Annotated in this window: 26 protein-coding genes; 4 read left to right on the top strand and 22 right to left on the bottom strand. The window is 40.6% G+C overall.

Translation table 11 applies throughout. The features are described from left to right. Nucleotides 1-16 precede the first annotated feature (16 nt). From iscA to trmJ, 6 genes are all read right to left on the bottom strand, one after another. Nucleotides 17-340, bottom strand: coding sequence for an iron-sulfur cluster assembly protein IscA (iscA, locus tag PULV_RS06600; protein ID WP_086744603.1), 324 nt, complete (start codon nt 338-340; stop codon nt 17-19). A 9-nt stretch (nt 341-349) separates the two neighbouring features. After that, on the bottom strand, nt 350-733 hold the full coding sequence (gene iscU, locus PULV_RS06605) for a Fe-S cluster assembly scaffold IscU (RefSeq protein WP_086744604.1): 384 nt from the start codon (nt 731-733) through the stop codon (nt 350-352). A gap of 67 nt (nt 734-800) precedes the next feature. Next, the gene (locus PULV_RS06610; protein ID WP_193331217.1) at nt 801-2,015 is read right to left on the bottom strand and encodes an IscS subfamily cysteine desulfurase; all 1,215 of its coding nucleotides are present in this window, start codon (nt 2,013-2,015) and stop codon (nt 801-803) included. A gap of 23 nt (nt 2,016-2,038) precedes the next feature. Beyond that, entirely contained in the window at nt 2,039-2,527 is a 489-nt protein-coding gene (gene iscR, locus PULV_RS06615; protein ID WP_193331218.1) for a Fe-S cluster assembly transcriptional regulator IscR, read from the bottom strand. A gap of 191 nt (nt 2,528-2,718) precedes the next feature. Then, nucleotides 2,719-3,549, bottom strand: a complete 831-nt coding sequence (cysE, locus tag PULV_RS06620) for a serine O-acetyltransferase (protein ID WP_193331219.1) — start codon at nt 3,547-3,549, stop codon at nt 2,719-2,721. Between the two features lie 114 nt (nt 3,550-3,663). After that, nucleotides 3,664-4,413 (bottom strand): tRNA (cytosine(32)/uridine(32)-2'-O)-methyltransferase TrmJ, encoded by a 750-nt coding sequence (gene trmJ / locus PULV_RS06625; RefSeq protein ID WP_193331220.1) that lies wholly within the window; start codon nt 4,411-4,413, stop codon nt 3,664-3,666. A gap of 220 nt (nt 4,414-4,633) precedes the next feature. Here trmJ and suhB point away from each other — a divergent pair, with 220 nt between their 5' ends. Further along, on the top strand, nt 4,634-5,437 hold the full coding sequence (gene suhB, locus PULV_RS06630; RefSeq protein WP_086744609.1) for an inositol-1-monophosphatase: 804 nt from the start codon (nt 4,634-4,636) through the stop codon (nt 5,435-5,437). A gap of 48 nt (nt 5,438-5,485) precedes the next feature. Here the strand turns inward: suhB and PULV_RS06635 are convergent, their stop codons facing one another. The 8 genes from PULV_RS06635 to queA all read right to left on the bottom strand — a co-directional run bounded on the left by PULV_RS06635 (nt 5,486) and on the right by queA (nt 14,606). After that, on the bottom strand, nt 5,486-6,343 hold the full coding sequence (locus PULV_RS06635; protein WP_227009366.1) for a substrate-binding periplasmic protein: 858 nt from the start codon (nt 6,341-6,343) through the stop codon (nt 5,486-5,488). Nucleotides 6,344-6,425: 82 nt separating this feature from the next. Beyond that, nucleotides 6,426-8,216: a bifunctional diguanylate cyclase/phosphodiesterase gene (locus PULV_RS06640; protein ID WP_086744610.1), complete on the bottom strand. Its 1,791-nt coding sequence runs from the start codon at nt 8,214-8,216 to the stop codon at nt 6,426-6,428. Nucleotides 8,217-8,326: 110 nt separating this feature from the next. After that, the gene (locus PULV_RS06645; RefSeq protein WP_086744611.1) at nt 8,327-8,848 is read right to left on the bottom strand and encodes a hypothetical protein; all 522 of its coding nucleotides are present in this window, start codon (nt 8,846-8,848) and stop codon (nt 8,327-8,329) included. Between the two features lie 162 nt (nt 8,849-9,010). Further along, nucleotides 9,011-9,955 carry a protein translocase subunit SecF gene (gene secF / locus PULV_RS06650; RefSeq protein WP_086744612.1) on the bottom strand — a complete coding sequence of 315 codons (945 nt, stop codon included), beginning with the start codon at nt 9,953-9,955 and terminating at the stop codon, nt 9,011-9,013. A gap of 9 nt (nt 9,956-9,964) precedes the next feature. Continuing rightward, on the bottom strand, nt 9,965-11,824 hold the full coding sequence (gene secD / locus PULV_RS06655) for a protein translocase subunit SecD (protein ID WP_193331221.1): 1,860 nt from the start codon (nt 11,822-11,824) through the stop codon (nt 9,965-9,967). Between the two features lie 24 nt (nt 11,825-11,848). Then, nucleotides 11,849-12,184, bottom strand: coding sequence for a preprotein translocase subunit YajC (gene yajC / locus PULV_RS06660; RefSeq protein WP_086744614.1), 336 nt, complete (start codon nt 12,182-12,184; stop codon nt 11,849-11,851). A 40-nt stretch (nt 12,185-12,224) separates the two neighbouring features. Continuing rightward, nucleotides 12,225-13,346 carry a tRNA guanosine(34) transglycosylase Tgt gene (gene tgt / locus PULV_RS06665; protein WP_086744615.1) on the bottom strand — a complete coding sequence of 374 codons (1,122 nt, stop codon included), beginning with the start codon at nt 13,344-13,346 and terminating at the stop codon, nt 12,225-12,227. 219 nt (nt 13,347-13,565) lie between these two features. Continuing rightward, the gene (gene queA, locus PULV_RS06670; protein ID WP_193331222.1) at nt 13,566-14,606 is read right to left on the bottom strand and encodes a tRNA preQ1(34) S-adenosylmethionine ribosyltransferase-isomerase QueA; all 1,041 of its coding nucleotides are present in this window, start codon (nt 14,604-14,606) and stop codon (nt 13,566-13,568) included. A gap of 170 nt (nt 14,607-14,776) precedes the next feature. Here queA and PULV_RS06675 point away from each other — a divergent pair, with 170 nt between their 5' ends. Together PULV_RS06675 and PULV_RS06680 are read left to right on the top strand one after the other, a co-directional pair. Next, a complete protein-coding gene (locus PULV_RS06675; protein ID WP_193331223.1) occupies nt 14,777-17,281 on the top strand; it encodes a two-component system response regulator in 2,505 nt (834 codons plus the stop codon). A gap of 148 nt (nt 17,282-17,429) precedes the next feature. Continuing rightward, entirely contained in the window at nt 17,430-17,630 is a 201-nt protein-coding gene (locus PULV_RS06680; protein ID WP_086744618.1) for a hypothetical protein, read from the top strand. A 329-nt stretch (nt 17,631-17,959) separates the two neighbouring features. Here the strand turns inward: PULV_RS06680 and PULV_RS06685 are convergent, their stop codons facing one another. From PULV_RS06685 to PULV_RS06695, 3 genes are read right to left on the bottom strand one after another with little or no spacing between them, the layout of a single operon-like run. Next, entirely contained in the window at nt 17,960-18,835 is an 876-nt protein-coding gene (locus PULV_RS06685; protein ID WP_193331224.1) for a hypothetical protein, read from the bottom strand. Beyond that, nucleotides 18,832-19,455, bottom strand: coding sequence for a hypothetical protein (locus tag PULV_RS06690; protein ID WP_193331225.1), 624 nt, complete (start codon nt 19,453-19,455; stop codon nt 18,832-18,834). Before PULV_RS06690 ends, PULV_RS06685 begins: the two co-directional genes overlap by 4 nt. Beyond that, nucleotides 19,445-19,996 carry an RNA polymerase sigma factor gene (locus PULV_RS06695; RefSeq protein ID WP_193331226.1) on the bottom strand — a complete coding sequence of 184 codons (552 nt, stop codon included), beginning with the start codon at nt 19,994-19,996 and terminating at the stop codon, nt 19,445-19,447. The genes PULV_RS06690 and PULV_RS06695 overlap by 11 nt, the downstream gene beginning before the upstream one ends. 127 nt (nt 19,997-20,123) lie before the next feature. Here PULV_RS06695 and PULV_RS06700 point away from each other — a divergent pair, with 127 nt between their 5' ends. After that, complete coding sequence (locus tag PULV_RS06700; protein ID WP_086744622.1) at nt 20,124-20,996, top strand: HDOD domain-containing protein; 873 nt, start codon at nt 20,124-20,126, stop codon at nt 20,994-20,996. 4 nt (nt 20,997-21,000) lie between these two features. Here PULV_RS06700 and PULV_RS06705 read toward each other — a convergent pair whose 3' ends face one another. From PULV_RS06705 to pstB, 5 genes are all read right to left on the bottom strand, one after another. Beyond that, nucleotides 21,001-21,918, bottom strand: coding sequence for a hydrogen peroxide-inducible genes activator (locus PULV_RS06705; protein WP_086744623.1), 918 nt, complete (start codon nt 21,916-21,918; stop codon nt 21,001-21,003). Nucleotides 21,919-22,132: 214 nt separating this feature from the next. Then, nucleotides 22,133-23,401 (bottom strand): inorganic phosphate transporter, encoded by a 1,269-nt coding sequence (locus tag PULV_RS06710; protein WP_086744624.1) that lies wholly within the window; start codon nt 23,399-23,401, stop codon nt 22,133-22,135. Between the two features lie 38 nt (nt 23,402-23,439). Then, nucleotides 23,440-24,117, bottom strand: coding sequence for a TIGR00153 family protein (locus PULV_RS06715; protein ID WP_086744625.1), 678 nt, complete (start codon nt 24,115-24,117; stop codon nt 23,440-23,442). A 165-nt stretch (nt 24,118-24,282) separates the two neighbouring features. Further along, nucleotides 24,283-24,990, bottom strand: a complete 708-nt coding sequence (phoU, locus tag PULV_RS06720; RefSeq protein ID WP_086744626.1) for a phosphate signaling complex protein PhoU — start codon at nt 24,988-24,990, stop codon at nt 24,283-24,285. A gap of 56 nt (nt 24,991-25,046) precedes the next feature. Beyond that, entirely contained in the window at nt 25,047-25,874 is an 828-nt protein-coding gene (pstB, locus tag PULV_RS06725; protein ID WP_086744627.1) for a phosphate ABC transporter ATP-binding protein PstB, read from the bottom strand. Between the last annotated feature and the right edge of the window lie 21 nt (nt 25,875-25,895).

The raw sequence follows: 25,895 nt of genomic DNA on the forward strand, positions 1-25,895 counted from the left end.
AGCTTAAAAGATCAAATTAGACAGTGAAACTTTCACCGCAACCACATTCGCCACTTTGATTTGGGTTATTAAATTTAAACCCTTCATTGAGCCCTTCTTTAACAAAATCGAGCTCAGTGCCATCGATATAAACAAGACTTTTTGCATCAACAATGACCGTTACACCGTCTTTTTCAAACATTTCGTCGCCTTCGGCTAATTCATCTACGAACTCAAGGACATAAGCAAGGCCTGAACAACCTGTTGTCTTAATACCCACTCGTAAACCAATGCCTTTGCCACGATTTTCTAAAAAGGTGCGAACGCGATTAACCGCTGAATCTGTCAATGTGATTGCCATAAAAATCTCTTATTTACCGTGCTTACTTTTGTAATCTGAAATTGCTGCTTGAATGGCATCTTCAGCCAAAATCGAACAGTGAATTTTTACTGGAGGTAACTCTAATTCAGCGCTGATATCGGTGTTTTTGATTTCAGATGCTTGATCGAGTGTTTTACCTTTGACCCATTCAGTCACTAACGATGAAGAAGCGATTGCACTTCCACAGCCATAGGTTTTGAACTTCGCATCTTCAATAATACCGTCTTCAGATACTTTAATTTGCAGTTTCATTACGTCACCACATGCTGGTGCGCCAACCATACCCGTTGCTACTGACGGATCGTTTTTATCAAACGCACCCACGTTACGTGGATTTGCAACGTGATCTAATACTTTATCGCTGTAAGCCATGTTTAATTACCTCAATACCTGCTATTCATGCAAAGTGTGACCATTGCTTAATCACACCGTGTTAGGTTTAATGTGCTGCCCACTCAACTGAGTCTAAATCGATACCCTCTTTAAACATCTCCCATAATGGCGACATTTCACGTAGACGGCTGATTGACCCTTTAATTAGGTTTACTGTGTAGTCAATTTCTTCTTCAGTGGTAAAACGACCAATACTGAAACGAATTGAACTGTGTGCAAGTTCGTCATTGCGGCCTAATGCACGTAAAACATAAGACGGCTCTAAACTTGCCGATGTACAGGCTGAACCAGAAGAAACGGCAATATCTTTAAGCGCCATTAACAGTGATTCACCTTCAATGTAGTTGAAGCTGATGTTGACAATGCCTGGTACAGATTGCTCTTGAGTACCATTGAAGTACACTTCTTCAATATCCATCACGCCATCAATCAAACGCTGACGCAATGTCTCAATGCGAGCGTGATCCACTGCAAAATCTTCTTTCGCGATACGGAATGCTTCGCCCATACCCACAATTTGGTGAGTTGGTAACGTGCCAGAACGCATCCCACGCTCATGTCCACCACCGTGCATTTGCGCTTCTAAGCGAGCACGAGGCTTACGACGAACATATAATGCGCCAATGCCTTTTGGACCATAAATTTTATGTGCTGAAAAAGACATGAAATCAACTTTCAATGCTTGTAAATCAACATCGATTTTACCCGCACTTTGCGCGCCATCAACGTGGAACATAATTTTGCGTTCGCGGCACATTTCGCCAATTTTAGCGATATCTTGTACGACACCTAATTCATTATTTACATGCATGATGCTGACAAGTACCGTATCGTCACGCATTGTTGCTGCAAGTTTATCTAAATCAAGCAAGCCATTGTCTTCAACATCCATGTACGTCACTTCAAACCCTTGACGCTCTAATTCACGACATGTATCTAAAACGGCTTTATGTTCTGTTTTAGCGGTAATAACGTGCTTGCCTTTTTTACTATAAAAATTAGCTGCACCTTTAATTGCTAAGTTATTTGATTCTGTTGCACCTGAAGTGAAAACAATCTCACGAGGATCTGCATTGATAAGGGCTGCGATATCGTGACGAGCTTGATCAATTGCTTCTTCAGCTTGCCAACCAAAACGATGAGAACGTGATGCTGGATTACCAAAGTTACCGTCCATTGTCAGGCATTGCATCATTTTTTCTGCAACACGAGGATCGACCGGTGTTGTGGCAGCATAATCTAAATAAATTGGTAACTTCATATTTCTTTGTGCTCCAGTCCTGCTTAGAGTTGACAGCTAACTTGAATATTCTCTAACTGCTTGAGCGCCTCTTGGACTGATTTGTCCTGGCGAATAGCCACTTCTTGTACGTCACCTTTGGCAACGAGTTCAGCTAAAGTAATATTATTTAAAAAATCTTCGATTCGAATACTTAAATCAGTCCACAGAGAATGTGTTAGACAGCGCACGCCTTTTTGACATCCGCCTTCGCCGTGACAACGCGTAGCGTCAACTGATTCATCCACGGCACTAATCACATCACCTACCGATATTTCACTGGCTTCTTTACCGAGTAAATAACCACCACCAGGGCCTCGAATTGAACGTACTAAACCTTGTTTACGTAAACGAGCAAACAATTGTTCAAGATATGAGAGAGAGATTTCTTGGCGTTCTGAAATTTCAGCAAGGCATACTGGGCCAACATTGGTATGTAGCGCGACATCAAGGAGAGCAGTAACTGCGTATCGTCCTTTGGATGTTAACTTCATGTTGACCTCACTGATAAGTATATTAAGAGCGCGAATTTTAATAACCTGACTAAAAGAGTCAAGTATTATCTGTTCTTGCGACTATTACCTGACTAAATTAGTCAGGTATTCTATAACAGTGATTTTATATACCTGACTAATTTAGTCAAGTATTATCCTTAAGCATTTTTGCTATATATTTAGCGTAAAGGTTATATCTTGGGGTCAAACTGATTTATCTCTTGCTGACGCTGTTTCTTTGCCAAGCGTTCAGCATTACAGAAATCTTCATCATCAAGGTTCAGTGCAGGCAGTTGCTGTTCACAAACATTGGCTCCTAGGGAATTCAATGCCGAACTCATTTCATTGATTTTCGCATCGAGTAAATGAATGTGATCCAACATACGGCCGATTGAGTTTGCAACCGGATCCGGATTATCGGCCGAGACAGCATAAGCATCAAAGCCATATTTCTCTGCAATGGCTGCACGTTGCTGACTTGCTTGTAAATCCGCATCGGAAATGTGCGTGACTTCTTTAACTATTCGCCCAGGGATCCCAACCACGGTGGCTTGGCTTGGAACATTTTTCACCACCACGGAGTTTGACCCCACTTTGGCACCTTGGCCTATCTCGATAGGACCTAAAATCTGAGCTCCCGCTCCCACAACCACGTTATCACGAAGAGTCGGATGACGTTTTCCTGCTTGCCAACTTGTGCCACCTAACGTGACTCCATGATAAAGAGTCACATCATCGCCAATTTCAGCAGTTTCACCAATCACCACTCCCATGCCATGATCAATAAAACACCGCCGTCCTATAGTTGCACCAGGATGAATTTCAATACCAGTTAACCAACGGGCAATCGTCGAGCTTGTTCGTGCCAAAAAGAACCAACCAGAACGCCACAACTTATTATTGAGACGATAAAACCACAAAGCATGCAAACCAGGAGAATTAAACAAGACCTCCCAAAAATTTCGCGCTGCAGGATCGCGAGCAAACACACTATTTATGTCTTCTTTAATTCTTTCAAACATACTGTAGCCCTTGGTGGTTTCTTTGTGCTATCAAAGCATCACGGCATTGATCCACATTGATTGCATGCACAAAAATTATAAACAAGCTCTTATTTGCAACTACTTTACTACTCGTTATTTATCAGATTCAGACTTATTAAGCTGCTTTTCTAATTTATCAACGGATGTCAACATGCCGCGTAGAATATTCAGCTCCATTTCTTCAGGACGAGCACGGTTGAATAATCGGCGTAATTTGGTCATCACCATGCCGGGATGTTGCTTAATGATAAAGCCTGTTTTTTCGAGTGTTTTTTGTAAATGTTCGTAAAATAACTCTAATTGCTGAGAACTTGGATACACAGTTTCATCTTCAACAACGGGTTTATCTTGCTGTTGCAAAAATGCCATGCGCGTTTCATAACACAGAGTTTGCACCGCCATCGCGAGGTTTAAAGAGCTGTATTCAGGGTTGGCTGGAATGCAAACATGATAGTGACACATCTGTAATTCTTCATTTGTCAGCCCGCTGTTTTCACGACCAAATACCAGCGCTACCGGTCCATTTGCTGCTTCGTTTATGAGTTTTTCACCACATTCACGAGGTTCAACCATAGGCCAAGATAATGTACGTGAACGTGCACTTGTACCAATCACTAGCGAACAATCAGCAATAGCTTCTGCCAATGTATCAACCACGACTGCATTTCCAAGGACATCTGTCGCGCCCGCAGCAAGTGCTGATGCATGGCTGTCGATTTGATTAACCGGATCAACTAAATATAACTTATCGATCCCCATGGTTTTCATTGCGCGTGCAGCCGAACCAATATTACCGGTGTGCGAGGTATTGACTAAAACAATTCTAACTTCATTCAATAACATTAACTTAAATACCCTAACTAAAATTTCTATCTCAATTCTAACACAAGGCTATTGTAAACCACCAAACAGAATCGCCCTTCTGTGCGCTATTGCAGCAATTGACCGGTTAATTATTAATCAAAATAAAACTCTCTTTATGGTTTACTTTGCAATAAAAATCGCTAGAATACGCCGGCTGAAATGATTTGAATTTGTTCTTTTACAACCTATAGGTAATTCTATGCATCCAATGTTAAACATTGCGGTTCGTGCTGCGCGTAATGCTGGTAAAGTAATTCTTCGCGCTTGTGAAGATTTAAGCAAACTTGAGATAACTCAAAAAGGCACTAATGACTTAGTGACCAATATCGATAAAGAAGCAGAAGCAGTCATTCGTGACACAATTTTAAAAGCCTACCCAACACACTCAATTGTTGGCGAAGAACTCGGTGAACACAAAGGAACTGATAGCGATAACCTATGGGTAATCGATCCAATTAACGGCACAACTAATTTCGTTAAAGGATTACCTCACTTTGCAGTTTCTGTTGCTTTAAAAGTCAAAGGCCGTATCGAACAGGCTGTTATCTACGATCCAATCCGTGGTGAAGTATTCTCTGCTAGCCGTGGCCAAGGCGCACAACTTAACAGCAAACGTATCCGTGTGACTAAATCAAATGATTTAGCAGGTACAGTATTAGCGACTACCGCCCCTTATCGTCATAAACAACACCTTGAAGCTTATAGCAAAGCGTTCAATGCTTTATTTGTTCACGCGACTGATATCCGTAATGCAGGTTGTCCAGCTCTTGATTTAGCATATGTTGCAGCAGGACGTTCTGACGGTTATTTCGCAATCGGCTTAAAACCTTGGGAAAGCGCAGCAGGTGTGTTGATTCTAAAAGAAGCCGGTGGCATGGTCGTTGACTTTGCAGGTGGCAACAACGCTGATGTCAGCGGCAATATCGTTTGTGGTGGACCTAAACTATCACAAAGCATGGTAAAAGAAATGCGCCCTCATCTAACAGAGTCATTACTTCGTTAAGTAATTGACCGTTAGTTGAATCATAAAAAAGAGCCGATTGGCTCTTTTTTATTGCCCTTCATTAGGTTGAAACCACAGCTCTTTGCGCATAAGTGGGGTTGTATCGGGTAAATTGGTATTTTCTAATTCAAAAACAAGACGTGAAGCTAAGTTCAACTGCGATAAAAAGTCTGCAAAGTACTGCTCAAAAATACGATTAAACTCACCATTTTGATGCATCATCAATAACCCCTTTTCTAATGCTAAAGCAAGCTCAGGTTTATCTTGATTCACAAAAAAGTAAAAGGCGGTTGGATATTTTAATATAAGATGAGGCTCAATCATTAATGGTAATGACTCTCTGACTGCTAACTCAGACTGCACTTCAATCACAGAGCGAGGAAAATAATCACCACGGCCACGCACCAATAATCCAAACATACTTTCATAGTTAACATGCGGCATCACCGCATAGCCATTTTGCGTTAAAATTTTTGTATCAGGCCAGTCATGACCTTGCAGTGCACGAAGAGGTTTAAGCTGCTCTGGTGTGTTGATGGGTAGAAATTGCGCCGCCCTCGCTTCATTGATTAACAAAACGCGCCAACCAATTAGCCCTTTAAATAACGGCACTCGGATTGGGATGGCCAACTGTTCGCGTGCAGAGCTGGTCATGCTCCAATGAATATCCACTTTTCCTTGGCTTAACATTAATAACGTACGTTGTTGGTGCGGATGAACATCAATGTATTGAAATTCTGCAGGATACTGCGCGGTTTTAAGCGCTTGGATTAATATCTTCGCAAGGTAGTCATCACGTTGATATAACACCCGTTGCTCTTGAGCTACTTTGACAACTGTTGCATGCACTATCAGGCTATTAAACGCCCCCATCAGCGCCATTACCGCTAAGATATTTTTCATCATACTTGCTACCTTGCCTCTGTCTGCTAGTCAAAAATTAACCTGTTGAAAGGCAAAGGTAAAGGAGTATTTAGGGGTGATTGATCTAATTTAGCCCACTCACACGTTCAACATCCATAGAAGGCATAGATGGTTTACGGCGATTGCAGGTAAATAAATAACTTTGCCGATACCGTTTCGCTTCTTTTTTTGCATCAGTCGCTAACGCAGAAACTTGATGGCTATTTTCACAATACTGCAAATCTGGATTCACTAAACCAATAGAAAGAGTCAGCAAAGGCACAAATTGCTTTTGCCCTTCGCGGTTTGTAGCCCAATAACCTCCGGCTTCAATGTGTGTTGGAGTAAAAAACGATTGCGATTGATGCTCAAACTTTTCAATAATATCCCGGCAGATTTGCTGCGCCCCATCATGATCAAAAATGACCATAAAATCATCACCACCAATATGGCCAACAAACCCTTCACTTTCTTTTGTGCATTCTCTAATCACATTGGCTAATAATTTTATGACGGCATCCCCACTTGCGTAACCGTATAAATCATTAAATTGCTTGAAGTGGTTTAAATCGACATATGCAAGATGAAATGAAGTTTGATGTTTGATCCGTTGCTCTATCGATTCTGTGATCGCAACATTACCCGGTAGCATAGTCAGTGGGTTGGCATGCTGTGCGTGACGAACTTTTTGATCCGTAATATGTTTAAGTATCTTGCGAAGTGGTACTAACCCGCGATATTCACCTAATTCGGTGACCACTATGTGGCGGCGAATATCAAAATCAAAGTCCGTTATTTGCTGACTCACGACATCCAGCGACTGATGGGTATCAACAATCAAAGGCTGCGGCTCCATCACAGTCAACACACTTTTTTTACCATATAAAGCTTGACCATAAGGCGCGGCAAATATTTCTGCGAGTTGATCGCGATGGATCATACCTATTGGCTGCCTCTGCGCGTTCAATACCGCTAAACTGGTTAGGCTTTTATCGCGCTCAAAGTTATTTTGCACCTGCTGACATGAACACGAATCCAATAACGTTGGATAGCACTCAACCAAAGAGCCTATCAGTTGGTAATTATCAAGCTCACTGGCCTTGCTTTTAAACTTTGCATGATGGAACAAGTGTTGATTAAACGTTTTTGAAGGTTTGGCTGTTGGTCGCTCCAATAAATAACCCTGCGCGAAAACAATGCCTAATTCGAGCAATAATTGCAGTTCATGATCATGTTCAATCCCCTCTGCTATCACCGCTGTATTCGTTGCCTTAGCAAGCTCAATAATGGATTTTAAAAACTCTTTTTTAACCACGCTTTGATGACAGTGATCGATAAAATATTTATCTATTTTAACAATATCCGGGTTGAGTTCTGACCACTTGCGCAGCCCAGAATGCCCAGCACCTAAATCATCAATGGCAATGGTAAAACCTAAATCTCGATAATAAGCCAAAGTTTGTTGTAATAATTGCGGGTTATCGACTTCATGCTGTTCAGTCACCTCAATCACCACTTGGGATGCTTTTAGCCCATACGCTTCAATAAGCTGGAGCGTTTCACCTTTTTTATGGCAGGGATCCAGAAGCGTGCGAGGGCTCACATTTAAAAATAACTGACCTTGCAACTGTAATTGCGCAAAGTTTTTAATTGCAGTACGTCGGCAGAGTAACTCTAACTCAGCGACCTTCCCAAACTGCTCTGCAGCTTGAAAGAGCGTGATCGGCATTTCAAAATCATGCCCTTTTGGCCCTCGAGAAAGCGCTTCATATCCTAAAATTGTTTTGTTAGATAGATCAAAAATAGGTTGAAATACCGTGCTAATTGTTTGCTCAAACAACAGAGTTGTTAGCTTTTGTTGGTCAGTCACATTCATTACCTATTACTCCTACACCTGCAATGAAGCCCGAATGTATCAGCAGATAATGACAATTTTATGGCAAAAAAAAGAGCCTTGCGGCTCATTTAATTTCTTTTAAAAGGTGATTAACCTTTTCCTAACACTGTCTCAACCTGAGAGAAGTGCGCTAATACTTCAATTAGCTCATGCTCGGCTTTTTCACGCAATGCCGGATCACTCAAACCTAGTTTAGCCATCGCCTGTACTGTTGCTGGGTGAACTAATAAATCTTTAGCGTGATAACAATTTGGATCGCTAAATTTAGGCAATTTTCCATCGGCATGATAGCCGCTTTCAATTTCTTCAAGCGGTAAAGTATGGATAGTATCAGCAGCAGCTGTTAAAGCACCTAAATACTCCTTACATTGAGGATACACAACAATAAAATCATCAATAATGACTTTTGAGATATCAACAAGCGTTTTAGCATGAAGCTCAACTTCAGAATCTTGCTTAGCCGATTTAATCAACGCCACTAACTCTTTTGTAGCTGTTTTATAAATATCAAGCTGAGAGAGTTGATTAATTTGTTCAGTACTGGCCACAGGTGTTGGCTCACTACAAGCTGTTAACGTCATTGCGAACATCAAAGGAAAGAGTTTTTTCATTTTAGACACTTAATGTTATTGAGAATGGTTTTCATTATTACAAATAAAATTATTATTTGCACTCACTAAATATCAACCATAGACAAGTTCTGTCTGATTAACGAACATAAAAAATGCCACTCCAAATGAAGTGGCATTTTAGGAGCGAATTACACAATACCCTTACGGCATATTATCAAATTCAGCCCCTTCTTTTTCGACTTCAACAGGGATGAGATCTTCTTTACTGATCCCCATGCTGATCGCAACGGAGCTGGCAACATAAACTGAAGAGTATGTACCAATAAAAACACCAAATAAAAGTGCTGTCGCGAAACCATGAATAATCTGTCCACCCCAAACAAACAATGCAACCAATACTAGTAACGTAGTAATTGATGTTACTAGTGTACGATTTAATGTTTGTGTTAAAGAGATATTGATAATTTCAATGGTATCGTCAATGCGAACTTTACGAAAGTTTTCGCGGATACGATCAGAAACAACAATCGTATCATTGAGCGAGTAACCGATTACCGCCAAAATGGCCGCAAGCACGGTTAAGTCAAACTCAAGGCCTAATATAGAAAATAAACCCATCGTAATAATAACGTCGTGAGCAAGTGCGGCGACCGCGCCTACAGCAAAACGCCATTCAAAACGCATCGCAACATAAATAAGGATACAGATTAGGGCTGTTAGCATTGCTAGGCCACCCTGCTCTTTTAAGTCCTCACCCACACTTGGGCCAACAAACTCAATGCGACGCATTTGTGCATCGGGGTATTGAGTTTGAATCGCGGCCATCATGTCATTACCAATCATCGCAGCTGATACTTCAGCACCACGAGGGGCTAAACGTACAAGCACTTCTTGGCTTGAACCAAATAACTGCACAGACGCATCTGCAAAGCCGTTTTCAGCCAACGCAGCACGGACTTTGTCAATTTGCGCAGGCTGTGCAAAACCGACTTCAACCGCGGTACCACCAGTAAAATCAAGGCCAAAATTTAAGCCTCGTACTGACATAGACACAATCGATGCGATAATCAATAACGCAGAAAATGCCATGGTCAACTTACGAATGGACATGAAATTTAAGGTATCTTTAATTTTTAATAATTGCATCATCGACCCTTAAATAGAAAGTTTATCTAGGCGCTTACCACCTAGTACTAAGTTGATTACCGCACGAGTACCGACAATTGCAGTAAACATCGAAGTAACAATACCTATTGCCAACGTAACCGCAAAGCCAGCAATCGGGCCAGTACCGACAGCGAACAAAATAATCGCCGCTATTAGTGTAGTGATATTGGCATCAAAAATAGTACTAAAGGCGCTGTCGTAACCAAAGTGAATCGCTTGCTGAGGACTGCGTCCTTCTGCTAACTCTTCTCGGATACGCTCAAATATAAGCACATTGGCATCAACAGCCATACCGACTGTTAATACGATACCGGCAATCCCCGGAAGCGTTAATGCTGCACCTGGAATTAACGACATCACACCTACAATCAAGACCAAGTTAGCCGCCAGCGCTAAGTTAGCAACCAGACCAAATCCTTTATAGTAAATAAGCATAAAGGTCAGAACGAATATAAAGCCAAGTACCACAGCGGTGAGACCTTTTTCGATATTCTCAGCACCTAAGCTTGGTCCAACTGTACGCTCTTCAACAATTTGAATTGGCGCCACTAACGCACCAGCTCGAAGTAACATACTTAAGTTATGCGCTTCAGCTGGGTTATCAATTCCGGTAATACGGAACGAACGCCCTAATCGAGCTTGAATCGTTGCGACATTGATGACTTCTTCAATCTTGATTGGCGGCAGAGCTTTACCATTTTCATCTACTTTGCCTGACGGCTTATATTCAGTGAAGACAGTTGCCATGCGTTTACCAATTGCTCCTTTAGTAAATGCAGCCATTTTTGAGCCACCTTTACTATCGAGTGAAATATTCACTTGAGGGCGTTGATATTCATCCATACCAGATTGCGCACCAGTAATATGCGTTCCCGCAAGAATAAGGCGCTTTTTCAGTAACACTGGGTAGCCTTGGCGAGCCATGATAATTTCAGAGCCCGGTGGCACTCGTCCAGCCGCGGCATCACGCACATCAGCTGATTCATCCACTTCACGGAACTCAAGTGTCGCCGTCGCCCCTAAAATTTCTTTGGCTCGTGCAGTATCTTGAATACCCGGTAATTGCACAATAATGCGACCCGCGGCTTGCTGACGCTGAACGATCGGCTCTGCAACACCAATTTGATTTACACGGTTACGAATAATGGTTTCATTTTGCTTGATAGCATAATCGCGAGTGGCCTGCACTTTTTGATCGCTCATGCTCGCAACCAAACCGAACTCATTGCTACGATCATCAGCAAAAATCAGATCGCGGTAACGGCCTTTTAAGAAACGTTCAGCTTCATCTTTTGTTTCTTGGTCACGTAAAACAATTTGAATTTCAGCAGAGCCCGAAACACGACGCACTGTTTTATAGCGAATTTTCTCTTCTCGAAGATCACTGCGGAAATCTTGATGCATTTGTTCAAGTGTGTTTTCCATTGCAGTATCCATATCCACTTCCATAGTGAAGTGAACACCACCACTTAAATCCAGACCCAACTTCATGGGCGCACCACCTAAGCTTTTTAACCACTCAGGGGTTGAAGGTGACATGCTAATCGCAGAGATATAACCAGTACCTAAGCTATCTCGTAATAAATCTTGCGCTTGTAATTGTGTTTCAACACTTTTAAAACGCACTAATACCTGATCGTTTTCAAGTACTGTTGATTTAACTTCTAAATTGTTTTCTTTTAATACGGTATTGATTTTATCTAATACAGCTAAATCAGCGCTTGCTCCACGTACTCCAGAAACTTGTATGGCCGGATCACGACCATACATATTTGGAGTGGCATACAACAAGCCTGCAGCCAATACTACTAAAACCAATAAGTACTTCCATACAGGGTACTTATTCACGGTTTACGTCCTTTATTATTGTTTTTATAGCGCTTTCATTGTGCCTTTTGGCAATACAGCTGAAACAGCTGCTTTTTGTACTGTTACTTGAGTTTGATCATTAAGCGCAATGACTACAAAATCTTTATCATCAGCAACTTTTGAGATTTTACCCACTAAGCCACCCGTTGTAAGTACTTCGTCACCTTTACTTAACGCGCCCATTAAATCTTTGTGATCTTTAACACGCTTGGCCTGTGGACGATAAATTAAGAAATAAAACACTAAACCAAAGATGGCTAGCATGATTAACATTTCCATACCACCACCGGCTGGAGCTGGTGCATCTGCGGCATAAGCACTTGATATAAATAAACTCATAACTTCCTCTTAATACTAAAATATAATTTTTTATTAGGTTTTAAACTTGTTTTAACTCAGGGACTGGCTTACCGATTTTTTCATAAAAATCAGTAACAAATGCATCTAATTCGCCCGCAGCAATTGCATCACGTAAACCTTGCATAATGCGTTGATAATAACGCAAGTTATGAATGGTATTAAGACGCGCACCTAAAATTTCATTACATTTATCTAAGTGATGTAAATAAGCACGTGAATAATTTTTACATGTATGGCAGTCACATTCAGCATCTAATGGACCCGGATCGGTTTTATGTACTGCGTTACGGATTTTTATCACTCCGTTGGTGACAAATAAATGACCATTACGAGCATTACGGGTTGGCATCACACAGTCAAACATATCAATACCGCGACGCACAGCTTCAACGATATCTTCAGGTTTACCCACCCCCATTAAATAACGAGGTTTGTTTTCAGGCATTTTATAGGCGCAATGATCAAGAATATTGACCATGTCTTCTTTTGGTTCACCCACCGACAAACCACCTAATGCATAACCATCAAAGCCAATGTCTTCTAGCCCTTGCTGTGACACAGCACGCAACTCAGGATACATTCCGCCTTGAATAATACCGAATAAAGCTGATGGATTGTCGCCATGCGCTTCTTTAGAACGTTTCGCCCAACGAAGTGATAACTCCATCGAATCTTTGGCTTCTTTTTCTGTAGCAGGATAAGGCGTACATTCGTCAAAAATCATCACGATGTCTGAGCCTAAATCACGTTGCACTTCCATTGATTTTTCAGGTGATAACATGATTTTTTCACCGTTGACAGGTGAACGGAATAACACACCTTCTTCAGTGATTTTGCGTAAATCACCTAAGCTGAAGACTTGGAAGCCGCCTGAATCGGTCAAAATTGGCTTATCCCAATTCATAAATTCGTGCAAATCACCATGTTGTTTAATGATATCAGTGCCAGGACGCAGCATTAAATGGAAGGTATTGCCTAAACAGATATGCGCACCTGTTTCTTTTACTTCATCAGGCGTCATGCCTTTAACTGTGCCGTATGTACCAACAGGCATAAATGCAGGAGTTTCAACTACTCCACGATCAAAAATCAATCGACCGCGACGTGCTTTACCGTCAGTACAATCTAATTCAAATTTCATAGTAACCTCATGCGCCGGAAAAACAGTCCGACTAAATCTCGCTCAATCGGGCAAAATCCGCTGATTTAGCCAACAATTCGCGTTAAAAATAATCGAGCGATTCTACATGGTTTGCAAATTTATTGCTATTGATATGAGGCCAAGCTCAAGGATTTAAAGAGCTCAAAAGGAAGTTTTTACCAAGTGGCATTGCGCCACTTGGTATCAGAGCTATAGTGCTTATTTTTTGTTTTGCGGGCTTAGCAGCATTGCATCACCGTAAGAGAAAAAGCGGTATTGCTCTTCTATGGCAACTTTATAAGCATTCATAATGTGCTCTTGCCCAGAAAAAGCACTCACTAACATGATTAATGTTGATTCAGGAAGATGGAAATTAGTGATCATCATATCAATCACTTGAAATTCATAACCTGGATAAATAAAGATATCCGTATCACCAAAATAGCTTTTTAGTGGCCCGTTAGATTGTTTTGCTGCCGATTCTAATGAGCGAACGGATGTGGTGCCAACGGCAATCACACGACCACCGCGAGCTTTAGTTTTCGCAATAGCTGCAACCACCTCATCAGGCACTTCGATATATTCAGAGTGCATGATGTGCTCATCAATGTTATCGACGCGAACTGGTTGAAACGTACCCGCACCGACATGCAATGTAATAAAGGCCATTTCGATGCCTTTTTCTGTTAGAGCGGCCATCAGCTTTTCATCAAAATGTAGCCCTGCGGTCGGGGCTGCAACGGCACCTGGTTTTTCACCATATACAGTTTGATAACGCTTGCGATCAGCGTCGTTGTCAGGACGGTCGATATACGGTGGCAAAGGCATGTGCCCGATACTCTCTAGGACATCAAGAACATTCTTACCGCCGTGAAACTTCAACTCAAATAACTCACCGTGACGTTGCACCATGGTTGCTTTGGCACTGTTTTCAAGTGTCAGCACCGCACCTTCTTTGGGTGACTTACTCGCACGCACGTGAGCAAGCACGCTATGCTCATTCAGCACACGTTCGACCAAAACTTCAACCTTTCCTCCCGATTCCTTTTGACCAAACATACGAGCCGGGATAACTTTGGTATTGTTAAAAACCAATAAATCGTTTGGAGTAATAAAATCAATAATGTCACTGAATACATGATGTACTATCTCACCCGTATCGCCATTCATTTTCAGTAAACGACTACTTGTTCGCTCTTCTTTTGGAAAACGAGCAATTAACTCATCTGGCAAATCAAAGCTAAAGTCAGCAACGCGCATTTTATACATCCTCATAGGTTAAAATCGCGCCAAGTCTAGTGATTCAAAGGGGCTAAATCAAGTTAATTGCGTCCTAAGCGCATTAGGCTTGTCTGAGAGCTAAAATAACATTAATCTAGCTAGGCTCATTCCTGCCAAATATGTGGGTAGGCTAAATCGAGGTTTAATGAATGTCAGGTCAGCTTAAGCTGTTATTAATTAATTCAAATTTAAAACAACGCAATTCAATCAAACGTGCATTGTTGCCATTAGATGTATTTGAATTACTCGAAGTACGAGATAGCCGCTCGGCCTTAACGCTATTGAAACAAAATGCCGTTGACCTGATTATTACCGGATTAGATATTGGTAAAATCGATGGCTGGCGCTTTGCGCGCATGGTCCGCTCAGGCCTTTTAAAAACACCCAAAAACACCCCTATTTTGCTCACTCCACCCACTTATTGTGAACGTATTGCCGAAACCACCGCTCGCGCTTATGGTATTGATGCGGTGTTACCTTATGAACAAATAAATAAACTGCCCCGTATTTTGGCCAATGTATTATCCAGCCATTTAACAAAAAGTAGTCGTTTAGAGTTACTGTTGGTCGAGCCCAACGAGCAAGATTCCGAACAAATTGATTTTTATCTACGCGAGTCATTTCAGATTACTCATGTGAAAGATGCACGGACCGCAATTGATTTATTCCATCAACATCATTTTGCCATCGTATTAATTGATACCATTCATGATGGTTTAGATGCACAAGCTCTCGGGCAACGCTTACTCAGTTATAAGCCCAATCAAGCGGTGGTGATGATTATTGAAAACCAAGAAGCTGATTTTGCTGAGCAACTGTTACTATCGGGGATTACTGATTTTGCTCGTACCCCGTACAATGAATCGTTATTAAATCGAATTTGTCACCAAGCCGCACGGCGTGAAGATTTTATGGCCAGTTATGCCGAATTTGCTGAAAAAGTAGAGCAACTCAGTCATAGCCAAAGCCGCTATAAAGAGCTGTATTCAGCCCATCAACGGATTTTACTGCACTTAAATACTGTGGTGCTTGAACTTGACTCTGCTGGTGAGATTATTTTTATTAATCCAGCATGGGAGCACCTCACTGGCTTTTCACTTAAAAAAGTCATGAAAAAGCCTCTGCAAGATTTTTGCAAAGCTGAGTTCAGACCATTAGTCATGCAAAATATCGAGCAAATACTTCAGGGCACTTTTGATCAACAAAAGATCGAACTCGAATTAGCACACCAGCAAGGCCACCATATTTGGGTTGAATGCCGCATGCAATCGATTTATGCCAATAAAACGATTGTTGGCGCCACTGTCAGCATTGATAATATTCATGAGCGTAAACAAGCAGAGTTGCAGCTGCATCATCTTGCCCACCATGACACATTAACCAAACTGCATAATCGCTACTTTTTTGATCTTAAGCTCAATGAGCTATGCCTAGAAACAGCTAATAGCCCAAATCAACATGCGCTGATTTATATCGATTTAGATCACTTTAAAGTGATTAACGACAGCCAAGGTCATCAGCAAGGTGATAGAGTACTTAAACACATCGCTAAAACATTTCAAAAAAACCTCCAAGAAGGTTGCACTATTTGCCGCATTGGCGGGGATGAATTTGCTGTCATAGTGGAACACACTGAGTTACTCGATGCACATTTGTTGGCCGAGCAATTATGCCATGCTGTCGAGGAATATAAATTTCAGGCTCCAGGACAGGAATACTCAATTAGTTGCTCGATTGGTTTAACCCTCATCAATGCCAAAAACTGCGATGCGAGTGAATGTTTAAAACAATCAGACATTGCCTTATATGTCGCTAAAAATCGCGGTCGTAACTTAGTACATTGTTATACAGAACAAGATGTAGACAGCAATAAAATGCTCGCTGATTTAGCCTGGGCCCACCAAGTACGCAGCGCAATTATTAGTGAGCAACTGGAAATCTTTTTTCAACCGATTTGGGGCTTTAAAGATCAGAAAGTGGCCTATTTCGAAGCGCTTTCACGGCTAAGAGTCGAATCTGATCTCATCTTTCCCAATCATTTTATCCCTGCACTTGAGCTGTTATCGGATATTCATCTACTTGATCACTGTGTTGTCAAGCAAGCAATTAAATGCGTGGGTTCAACCCCAACACTGAACAAAGTTGCGATTAATTTATCCGCTCAAGCTTTTAGTGATGATGCCTTGCTAGCTACGATTGAAACAGCCCTCAAGCACTACCGTGTTGACCCAACTCGCATCGTATTTGAAATCACAGAATCAGCCAGTATTAGTAATTTGAGTGCCACTCGAATCATGATCGAAAAACTCAATAAGCTTGGCTGCAGCTTTTCGATTGATGATTTTGGCACCGGATTCAGTACATTTAGTTACCTCAAACAACTGCCCGCTAGCCAAGTGAAAATAGATGGCTCATTTGTTAAGGATATGATCAACGACCCTATTGATTTAGCACTAGTAAATGCCATTAAAGACATCAGTCATTCACTCAACAAAACGTGTGTTGCTGAATTCGTCGAAAACAAAGAAACCTTTGATTCACTTAAAGAAATAGGTGTGGACTACGCCCAAGGTTACTTTATTTCACGGCCTATTCCTTTTGATAATCTGGCTGAAAAAATAAAAATTATAAATACAGGAAAAACATTTAATTAACAAAAAAAGCATTTAAATTCACTTTGCTTTACTGCAGTTCATCCGCGCTTAGCTATACTCAGGTTTATGGAAAAATCAGTTGATAGCACAGAAATGACTCTGTTCTAGTTTGCTAGAAAGCTATTGACATAGTAACGAGGGAAACATAATGAGTATTTTTGTTAGCTTACTAATTATTTGTAATCTTTTAATCGCCTATTATTGCTATATCAATGCAAAAACAAAAGGTTATCACACCAAAGTCTTTACCATTTTAGGCTTTATTCCGTATTTTAACTTAGTTGTTTTAGTCTATTTACTGTTTTTACCTAACCTCAAAATCGATAACAAGTTGAGCGCAACTGTTTAGGGCCTGTTGATCTTTCGTGGTCAAATTTTGTTCGAGATAAAAGCGTTTTTATCGCGACGAGCAGTGTGTAGCCTAGTCATTCTAAGCAAATACTGCTCAACAAAGAGAAATACGCTTTTAGCCGAACCCTTCGGGCAGCGTTTGTAGGGTATTTCTACTGCGTTATCGCTTTTTCGTGTAGCTCGCTACACCACAAAAGCGCTGCATTGTATAAATACCCAACAATTCGCTGCAAAAATCATCACGAAAGATCAGCAGCCCCTAGAATCGAGTCTCAATATTTAAAGCCGCCTGAACCGGCTTTAAATATATCTTCCCTTCAGCTTTTCTTAAAATGCATACTTCTTTGCTTCGGCTAATAATTTATTTTTATCAATTTTTGTCATGACACATTTTTGAATATCTTGCTTATTAAACACATAAATTAAATCTTCATTGTCCTGACCTGCATTTACTAATGTAAAGTTAACAAATTCATTTTCTGGCAAGTGCTTTAGTCCTGCGCCATAGTCACACAACATAGTAGAAAGTGTGTGCTCTAGCTGCTTAATGGATGCTTGTTTCTTTTGTGCTTGCTCCTGTTGCTTTTGCTGCTTATTTTTCGTTGCTTTTGCCTTTAGCGTTTGCTTTTCTTCTTTCAGAGCTGCTTTTTGTTTTTCTAACTGTGCGACTTGTTGTGCTAAGTCTGCTTTGCGTTTTTCCAGTTGCTTAATATCGGCTTTTTCTGATAAACGACGCTCAAACTCAACATCTCTCTTTTCTCGCTCTAAGGAGCGAATATCATGCTCGATTTCTCGTTCATTTTCAGCCAGATCTCTTATCTGCTCACTCACTTGGTGAATTGATTCCATCGCGATTTCTAAAGATTGTTTAGAAATCGCTTCAGCTTGCTCTGCAAATGCATGATGATCAAAATCACTCGCATCAAAATCGAACCATTGCGCCATATTTGTATCCGAACCCGCAAAAGAAAACGCTCGTTGATTGAATGCCCGCGCATGAATAGAAAAATGAATACCTTGTCCAAGTAAATAGCTGCTTTTTAACTCTCTGATAGTTAGCTCTCTATCTGTTGCTACCGATGCCTTCAAGATATTTTCCATAATATGAATCTCACGTTTCAATGGCGAGAAATCCAAAGTATCGCTGGCCAAACCTGATGCGCTAAATAAGCTAAGACTTAATAAACTGATGATTAATTTCATTGTTGTTCTCCGGTTAATAAATTAGCCATTTTATGGCTTTCTTGAAACTCAACTTGCTCTGCTACATCATTGAGCTGGAGTTTGATTAATTGTTGATCTTGCACTCGCTGCTCATTCAAATACTCGACTAAGGCACTGAGGTCTTCTCTACGCTCTTTTCTAGTCGTATCGATAGCTTGTTGCGCCAGTTGCCAACTTTGCTGCTGATTCGATTTTTGTGCTTCTAATAACATCTCTTTCAGTAAGGCTATTTGTTCTGATTGTGATTGATCTCGTTCTGCTGTGTTTATAGGGTTAAAGCTCACCTCAATTCCCTGAGATGAGCTATAAATCTGCGTATTTAAAACCACAAACGTGACCAATATCATTGAACATACAACCACTCCTCGGTTAAACCAATTCACGCTTTCTTTGTTGTTTTTATCAAACCAAGTCGCTTGTTTATCCCATCTCGGTACGGGGTCATTTTGATAGCGTGAACTTAAAGATTGCATGCTTTGGGCGACTTTAAACCGCTCAGCAAACACAGGATCGGCTTGTAACGCTTTACTCTCCTGCTCGCTTAATTCTCCAGTGATTAGCCAAGCTTCAAAGATTGATTCAAGTTGTTCATTCGTCATTATACTTCTCCAAAACAGGCTTTAGATTTGATAACCCTGCGTAAAATCTTGACTTTATCGTGTTCGTTGACACCAATAGCTGCTCGGCTATTTGTTCAAAGGTGTAATACTGAAAAAATTTAAGTTCGATCACTAAACGCTGATCATTCGACAGCGTCTGCAAAGCAGAAATAACAATCTGATTATGCTGCTTATTTTGTAAACTCAATTCAGGGCACGAATTGGTGCATGTTTCAAGCTGCAATTCACTTTCATTACTTTGATCAAACACCTTACGTTTTCGATAAAATTCCACACAACGTCGATGTGCAATCCTAATCAACCACGTTTTAAAGCTACTATCAAAACGAAAGCCTTCTAAACTGCGATACACACTAATGAAGACTTCTTGCAACAAATCAACGGCATCATCTGGATTACCGAGCATTCTCAAGCAATAGTGATAAACCGTCTGCTCATGCATAGCCACAAGCTTGAACCATGCTGATTTATTGCCTGCTTTTGCTTTATTAATTAGCCGTTGTTCTGATTGAAAAAACACTGTATTTCCATTTGTTTTTTATATTTAGTCGAAAGAACTTTTTAAAAAGTTTATTTTGTTGAAATATTTATTTTTAAACTAGACTTAATACAACCAACAAGTTAATAACTTATCAGGATCTTTGTTTATGCCAACTACACTGGATATGGCTAAAGTCGAAGCAGCCCTTGAAGGCTTTACAATCCCTCCGCGTCCGGAAATGCTTAAGCAAATACAAGCTGAAATCGCAGAAGAAACACCAAATATTAAAAATATTGCGGCTTGTATAAACCAAGATGTCGGAATAGCGGGCTTTACCTTAAAAGTGGTTAACTCACCTTTATTTAGCCTTCCTCGCAAGATTTCGACCATTGAGCATGCCTGCATGTTTTTAGGACTCCAACGTTTAATCAAGTTAGTTAACAGTATTGTATTACGTTTTACACTCAGTGATGGAAACGAAGATATTTTTACTCAGAAACTCTGGAATAGCGCGACCAAAATTGGTAATGCATCCATAGTCTTAGCCCAACACTTAGAGATGGATAATGATTTTGCTGATGATTGTTATACTGTAGGCTTATTCCATAATGCAGGGATGGCACTCATGCTATCCCAGTCACCTAAATACCCAGAAATCATGCGAGAAGGCTATCAAACTGGCGCCATAATTGGTGAATATGAAGAACAGTATTTTGATACTTCTCATGAGTTACTTGGTTTTTTAATTGCTCAGTCTTGGGGTCTCGAATACCACATGTGTAATGTGATCGCTTATCATCATAGTCCAAACATTATGCTGGCGACTGGAGAGGAGTCAGAAAAAAAGATGTTCGCTATTTTAAAATTGGCCGAGCACATGACCGGCAGCACAGAGCTACTGTTTGGAATTAACCCTGATCCTGAGTGGGAAAAAAATGCAGTACAAATTCTCGATGTACTGCATTTAGAAGATTTTCAGTTACTGGATCTAGGCGAAGTATTAAACAATGCAGGCATTGATAATGTGTACCATGTTTAAGAGCTTACTTAGGCTCAAGAGTACATTTTTTCTGAAAGAAAGGTCCGATTTTCTCACTGAATAAACGAAAATCCCTTATCCTACCTGTGGTTTTACGCCACAATAACCCAATGTCTCGGTAGGCATCATCTTTCGCAGGGACTACACGCATAGGTTTATGGTTTAAGATCCCCGCATTAATTGCAAGCTGTGGCAAAAAGGTAACCCCTAATTGGTTCTCAACCATAGTCAACAATGTATGTAAGCTTGCGGCTTCAAATGGGTTAATACATTGGTCTTGAGTGAGGTTACACGCACTGATCGCGTGATCAGACAGACAATGCTCACGCTCTAATAAAAAGACACTTGATTTTGGCAACAGATTAAAATCATGGATATCCTGACCCGCATCGTACTTTTCATGCATCACCAAACTGAATCTATCATGTGACAATACTTGAGTATGATATTTATCTGTATTAAACGGTAATGCCAAAATAGCTAAATCCACCTGCCCTTTTTCAAGTTTATCGAGTAAGCGCTCACTGGTATCTTCGATTAAAACTAACTCAAGCTGGGGAAACTCTTGTTGGCAGAAACAATATAAATCGGCTGCGATAAAACTCGCGATTGTAGGAATCATCCCTAATGTTAACGTGCCAGAAAGAGGTGACAAAAAGCTCTGAGTGAGCTCTTTTAAACTCATCGTATCGTCAATAATTTTACGTGCCTTTTCGACCACTTCCTCACCAATTGCCGTAAACATAAAACTTCTATTTTCACGCTCAATAAGTTGGCAGCCTAAATTTTCTTCTAATGTTTGTATCGCACTACTTAAAGTCGATTGCCCGATAAAACACGCAGAGGCTGCTCGGCCAAAGTGCTGATGCTGATGTACAGCCAACAGGTACTGCAGCTGTTTGATACTAGGAAGATGATTCATCGTTAAAATGGATTACTTAATAAATTTCATACATAAAAACAAATTAAAAACCAAATTGCAAGCTATTAATTTACTGCAAAATATGCAATTAACAGGCATCGCTTGCAGCTTTTATTTCGGCTAACTGTCTTTAAGTAAACATAAAAAAAGGCCTCAATACAAAATGGTATTGAGGCCTTTTCAAGCTAAAAGTCTGTAGTATTAGTTTTTGTGTCTATAAGCCAAACAACGCTACTAATACGTAGTATATAACAATAGCTAATACCGCACCGATAGGCAAGGTTACAACCCAAGAGATTACAATATTACGAACAACACCCATATTAAGCGCTGCGATACCTCGTGCCATACCTACACCTAAAACCGCCCCTACTAAGGTTTGGGTCGTTGAAATAGGTAAGCCCGTTCCTGATGCAATTACTACCGTTGATGCAGCGGCTAATTCAGCAGCGAAACCACGGCTTGGGGTTAGGTGAGTGATTCCTTCACCAATGGTTTTAATTACTTTTTTGCCCAAAATCGCCAAACCAGCGACAATACCAAATCCACCCAGTGGTAAAATCCACCAAACTAATTCAGATTTTTTAACAATTTCACCATCATGCTGCACTATGCTTACAACTGCAGCTAATGGACCGATTGCATTGGCCACATCATTCGAGCCATGAGCAAATGCCATACAACAAGCTGTCAACACCATTAGAACCGCAAATACACGCTCAACATTTGTAAACTGCATTTCGCGATCGGCTTCTGGGTCCATTTTTAAACGTTTTATCACAACTGCACCGATAATACCGACAATCACAGCAATCGCAATTGACAGTAAATACCCTTCAGTTGCACCTAAATTAATACCAATGTGCTTTAAGCCTTTTTTGATTGTCACTAGTGACATCACAAAACCAGCTAAGCCCATATAGATGGGTACATAACGTTTGGCATTTTTCAGCGGAGATTCAGTATCAAAGATAAGCTTTTGAGCACTCATGAAAATCAAATAAGCAATAAAACCAGAAATAGCAGGCGTCACAACCCAACTGCCCACAATTCCTAACACTTTACCCCATTGAACTGCTTCTGAGCCAACAGCTACAACGGCAAAACCAATAATGGCACCGATAATAGAGTGTGTAGTAGAAACTGGCCAGCCCAGCACTGAAGCCACTAATAACCATGTCCCAGCCGCTAGCAGCGCTGAAATCATACCGAGTACGAGTAGCTCAGGAATTTCGACAAACATTCCAGAGTCAATGATACCTTTACGGATCGTTGATGTAACTTCACCACCGGCGAGATAAGCACCCGCAAATTCAAAGACCATAGCAATTAAGATTGCTTGTTTAATCGTAAGTGCTTTTGAGCCGACTGACGTGCCCATCGCATTTGCAACATCATTCGCGCCAATACCATAAGCCATGATAAAGCCAACAATTGCGGCGATAATGACTAATGTAGTGCCGTAGGATGCAATGATATCCATTGGAAAACCTTTTTTTGCTTTAATTTAAACGAATTGGATTAACGCGCTAACATAAGTTCTAAACGAGAACCCACACGTTCTGCAATATCAGCTAACTCACCGACCCATTCGATGATTTTGTATAAAAACATCACATCGATTGGATTAAGTTCAGCTTCAATTTGACGAAGTTTACGGCGCAAATTAATTTGCATATCATCCGTATCTTGTTCAATCGCATCTAACTCAACCAACATTTTTTCAACCAGTTTCACTTCACGGCCACGGAAGCCCGTTTCCAATAACTCGTCTAATTCGTTGATCGCATTAGAAGCTTGCTTGGTTGCATCGACACAACGCTTAAGATATGCAATAAAATCCGTTTGAATTTCTTTAGGGATATCCATTTCACGGCCAACAACTCGGCCTGCGATATCTTTTGCTTTATTTGCTATTTTATCTTGTTGAGTCACTAATTCTAATAAATCAGTACGCGCAACAGGTAAAAATAAACCATGTGGGAGTTGCAAACGAATATCGCGCTTCATCGCATCAGCTTCACGTTCAAGTGTTCTAATTTGAAGGCGGATTTCTTCTGCTTGAGTCCACTCTTTGTTAAAAACATGCTCAAAAAAATCAACCAAAATCGCACTTGCTTGATGAACTTTTTTGATATGCTCTTCCATTGGTTGTATAGGTGATTTTGCAAATACACCTAAAAAAGCATTACCAGACATAACTTACCCTTAAGTAACTAGTAGTTTCGCAGCGCTGAATTTTACAGTATTACTGCTGATTGTGAACGACTTTTCTTATCGTTTAAAACCAAACTCAGTATTGTAAAATTCAAAAACGCTGCGAAATATAAACAATCGTATTTTTAAATTATATTTATTAAAGACTTAGCTCATTAAGTCTCGTTCAATATCATCTTGAGATACATGACGAATATCTTTGCCTTTTACGAAATATATAACGTATTCCGCTATATTCTGGCAGCGATCTCCTATTCTTTCCAATGAACGCACAGACCAAACAAGGTTCATAACCTTAGGAATCGAACGAGGATCTTCCATCATATAGGTCATAATTTGACGAGTCAGAGCTTCATACTCACGATCAACCTTGGCATCTTCTTTATGCACTGCAAAGGCAGCATTGACATCCATACGTGCAAACGCATCAAGCACATCGTGTAGCATTTTAGATACTTGACGACCCATGTTATCAATATTAACCAGCAAATCTTGCTGCTCATTATTAAATGAATCGAGTGCCACTTTTGCAATACGACGCGCTTCATCGCCAATACGTTCCAAATCTGCAATTGTTTTGGCAATAGCGACAACAAGTCGCAAATCGCTCGCCGCCGGCTGACGCTTAGCAATGATGCGGGTACATTCTTCATCAATACTCACTTCCATGGCATTGACTTTAAAATCCCCTTCTTGCACTTTTCGCGCTAAATCAGCGTCATTATTGAGCACAGCATCCAGTGCTGAATTCAATTGCTGCTCAACAAGGCCACCCATGCTTAATACATGATTACGGACATTTTCGAGTTCTTGGTTAAAGTTCCCCGAAATGTGTTTATGAATATTATGTTCCATTAAAATTTCTCACTTAATTCTGTTTTACCAACACTGCCGACCTTGCAAGCGGCACACTAACCGTAGCGACCTGTTATGTAATCTTCAGTCTTTTTCTTTGATGGCGTGGTAAATAACGTATTCGTGTCCGCGTACTCAATGAGTTCGCCCATATACATAAATGCAGTTTGATCAGATACACGTGCCGCCTGTTGCATGTTATGAGTAACAATTACGACAGTATATTTATCTTTCAAATCATTAATTAATTCTTCAATAACTAATGTTGAAATTGGATCAAGTGCCGATGTAGGCTCATCCAGTAACAATACTTCTGGTTCAATCGCTATCGAACGCGCGATCACCAAACGTTGCTGCTGACCACCAGACAGACCAAAAGCACTATCATGCAAACGATCTTTAACTTCATCCCAAATTGCTGCGCCACGTAAAGAACGTTCAACCACTTCATCTAATTGACGTTTATCTTTGATACCTTGTAAGCGTAACCCATAAACCACATTTTCATAAATTGATTTTGGAAATGGATTAGGACGCTGAAACACCATACCTACATTACGACGAAGTGCTGCGACATCAACTCGCTTGTCATAGATATTTTCATTATGCAGCAAAATCTCACCTTCAATACGACATGAATCAACTAAATCATTCATGCGATTGATACAACGCAGCAGCGTTGATTTACCACAACCAGAAGGCCCGATAAACGCAGTGACTTGCCCTTTTGGTATTTTCATTGAAACATTACTAAGCGCTTGTTTTTCTGCATAAAACAAATCTAAATTTTTAATTTCTAAAGCCGTCTGCTCTGGAGATAGGTTTTCCAGATCTAATTTCAAGTTGGTTGCAGATTGACTGACTTGTGGTGCTACTGTAATCATTAAAAGTTACCTATTTAAAAT

This window comes from Pseudoalteromonas ulvae UL12 (assembly GCF_014925405.1).
GTDB lineage: Bacteria > Pseudomonadota > Gammaproteobacteria > Enterobacterales > Alteromonadaceae > Pseudoalteromonas > Pseudoalteromonas ulvae.

Bases quoted from the DNA above. Each gene is read 5' to 3' on its own strand.
- iscA (WP_086744603.1), bottom strand. From the start codon at position 340: ATGGCAATCACATTGACAGATTCAGCGGTTAATCGCGTTCGCACCTTT.
- iscU (WP_086744604.1), bottom strand. From the start codon at position 733: ATGGCTTACAGCGATAAAGTATTAGATCACGTTGCAAATCCACGTAAC.
- PULV_RS06610 (WP_193331217.1), bottom strand. From the start codon at position 2,015: ATGAAGTTACCAATTTATTTAGATTATGCTGCCACAACACCGGTCGAT.
- iscR (WP_193331218.1), bottom strand. From the start codon at position 2,527: ATGAAGTTAACATCCAAAGGACGATACGCAGTTACTGCTCTCCTTGAT.
- cysE (WP_193331219.1), bottom strand. From the start codon at position 3,549: ATGTTTGAAAGAATTAAAGAAGACATAAATAGTGTGTTTGCTCGCGAT.
- trmJ (WP_193331220.1), bottom strand. From the start codon at position 4,413: ATGTTATTGAATGAAGTTAGAATTGTTTTAGTCAATACCTCGCACACC.
- suhB (WP_086744609.1), top strand. From the start codon at position 4,634: ATGCATCCAATGTTAAACATTGCGGTTCGTGCTGCGCGTAATGCTGGT.
- PULV_RS06635 (WP_227009366.1), bottom strand. From the start codon at position 6,343: ATGATGAAAAATATCTTAGCGGTAATGGCGCTGATGGGGGCGTTTAAT.
- PULV_RS06640 (WP_086744610.1), bottom strand. From the start codon at position 8,216: ATGAATGTGACTGACCAACAAAAGCTAACAACTCTGTTGTTTGAGCAA.
- PULV_RS06645 (WP_086744611.1), bottom strand. From the start codon at position 8,848: ATGAAAAAACTCTTTCCTTTGATGTTCGCAATGACGTTAACAGCTTGT.
- secF (WP_086744612.1), bottom strand. From the start codon at position 9,955: ATGCAATTATTAAAAATTAAAGATACCTTAAATTTCATGTCCATTCGT.
- yajC (WP_086744614.1), bottom strand. From the start codon at position 12,184: ATGAGTTTATTTATATCAAGTGCTTATGCCGCAGATGCACCAGCTCCA.
- tgt (WP_086744615.1), bottom strand. From the start codon at position 13,346: ATGAAATTTGAATTAGATTGTACTGACGGTAAAGCACGTCGCGGTCGA.
- queA (WP_193331222.1), bottom strand. From the start codon at position 14,606: ATGCGCGTTGCTGACTTTAGCTTTGATTTGCCAGATGAGTTAATTGCT.
- PULV_RS06675 (WP_193331223.1), top strand. From the start codon at position 14,777: ATGTCAGGTCAGCTTAAGCTGTTATTAATTAATTCAAATTTAAAACAA.
- PULV_RS06680 (WP_086744618.1), top strand. From the start codon at position 17,430: ATGAGTATTTTTGTTAGCTTACTAATTATTTGTAATCTTTTAATCGCC.
- PULV_RS06685 (WP_193331224.1), bottom strand. From the start codon at position 18,835: ATGAAATTAATCATCAGTTTATTAAGTCTTAGCTTATTTAGCGCATCA.
- PULV_RS06690 (WP_193331225.1), bottom strand. From the start codon at position 19,455: ATGACGAATGAACAACTTGAATCAATCTTTGAAGCTTGGCTAATCACT.
- PULV_RS06700 (WP_086744622.1), top strand. From the start codon at position 20,124: ATGCCAACTACACTGGATATGGCTAAAGTCGAAGCAGCCCTTGAAGGC.
- PULV_RS06705 (WP_086744623.1), bottom strand. From the start codon at position 21,918: ATGAATCATCTTCCTAGTATCAAACAGCTGCAGTACCTGTTGGCTGTA.
- PULV_RS06710 (WP_086744624.1), bottom strand. From the start codon at position 23,401: ATGGATATCATTGCATCCTACGGCACTACATTAGTCATTATCGCCGCA.
- PULV_RS06715 (WP_086744625.1), bottom strand. From the start codon at position 24,117: ATGTCTGGTAATGCTTTTTTAGGTGTATTTGCAAAATCACCTATACAA.
- phoU (WP_086744626.1), bottom strand. From the start codon at position 24,990: ATGGAACATAATATTCATAAACACATTTCGGGGAACTTTAACCAAGAA.
- pstB (WP_086744627.1), bottom strand. From the start codon at position 25,874: ATGATTACAGTAGCACCACAAGTCAGTCAATCTGCAACCAACTTGAAA.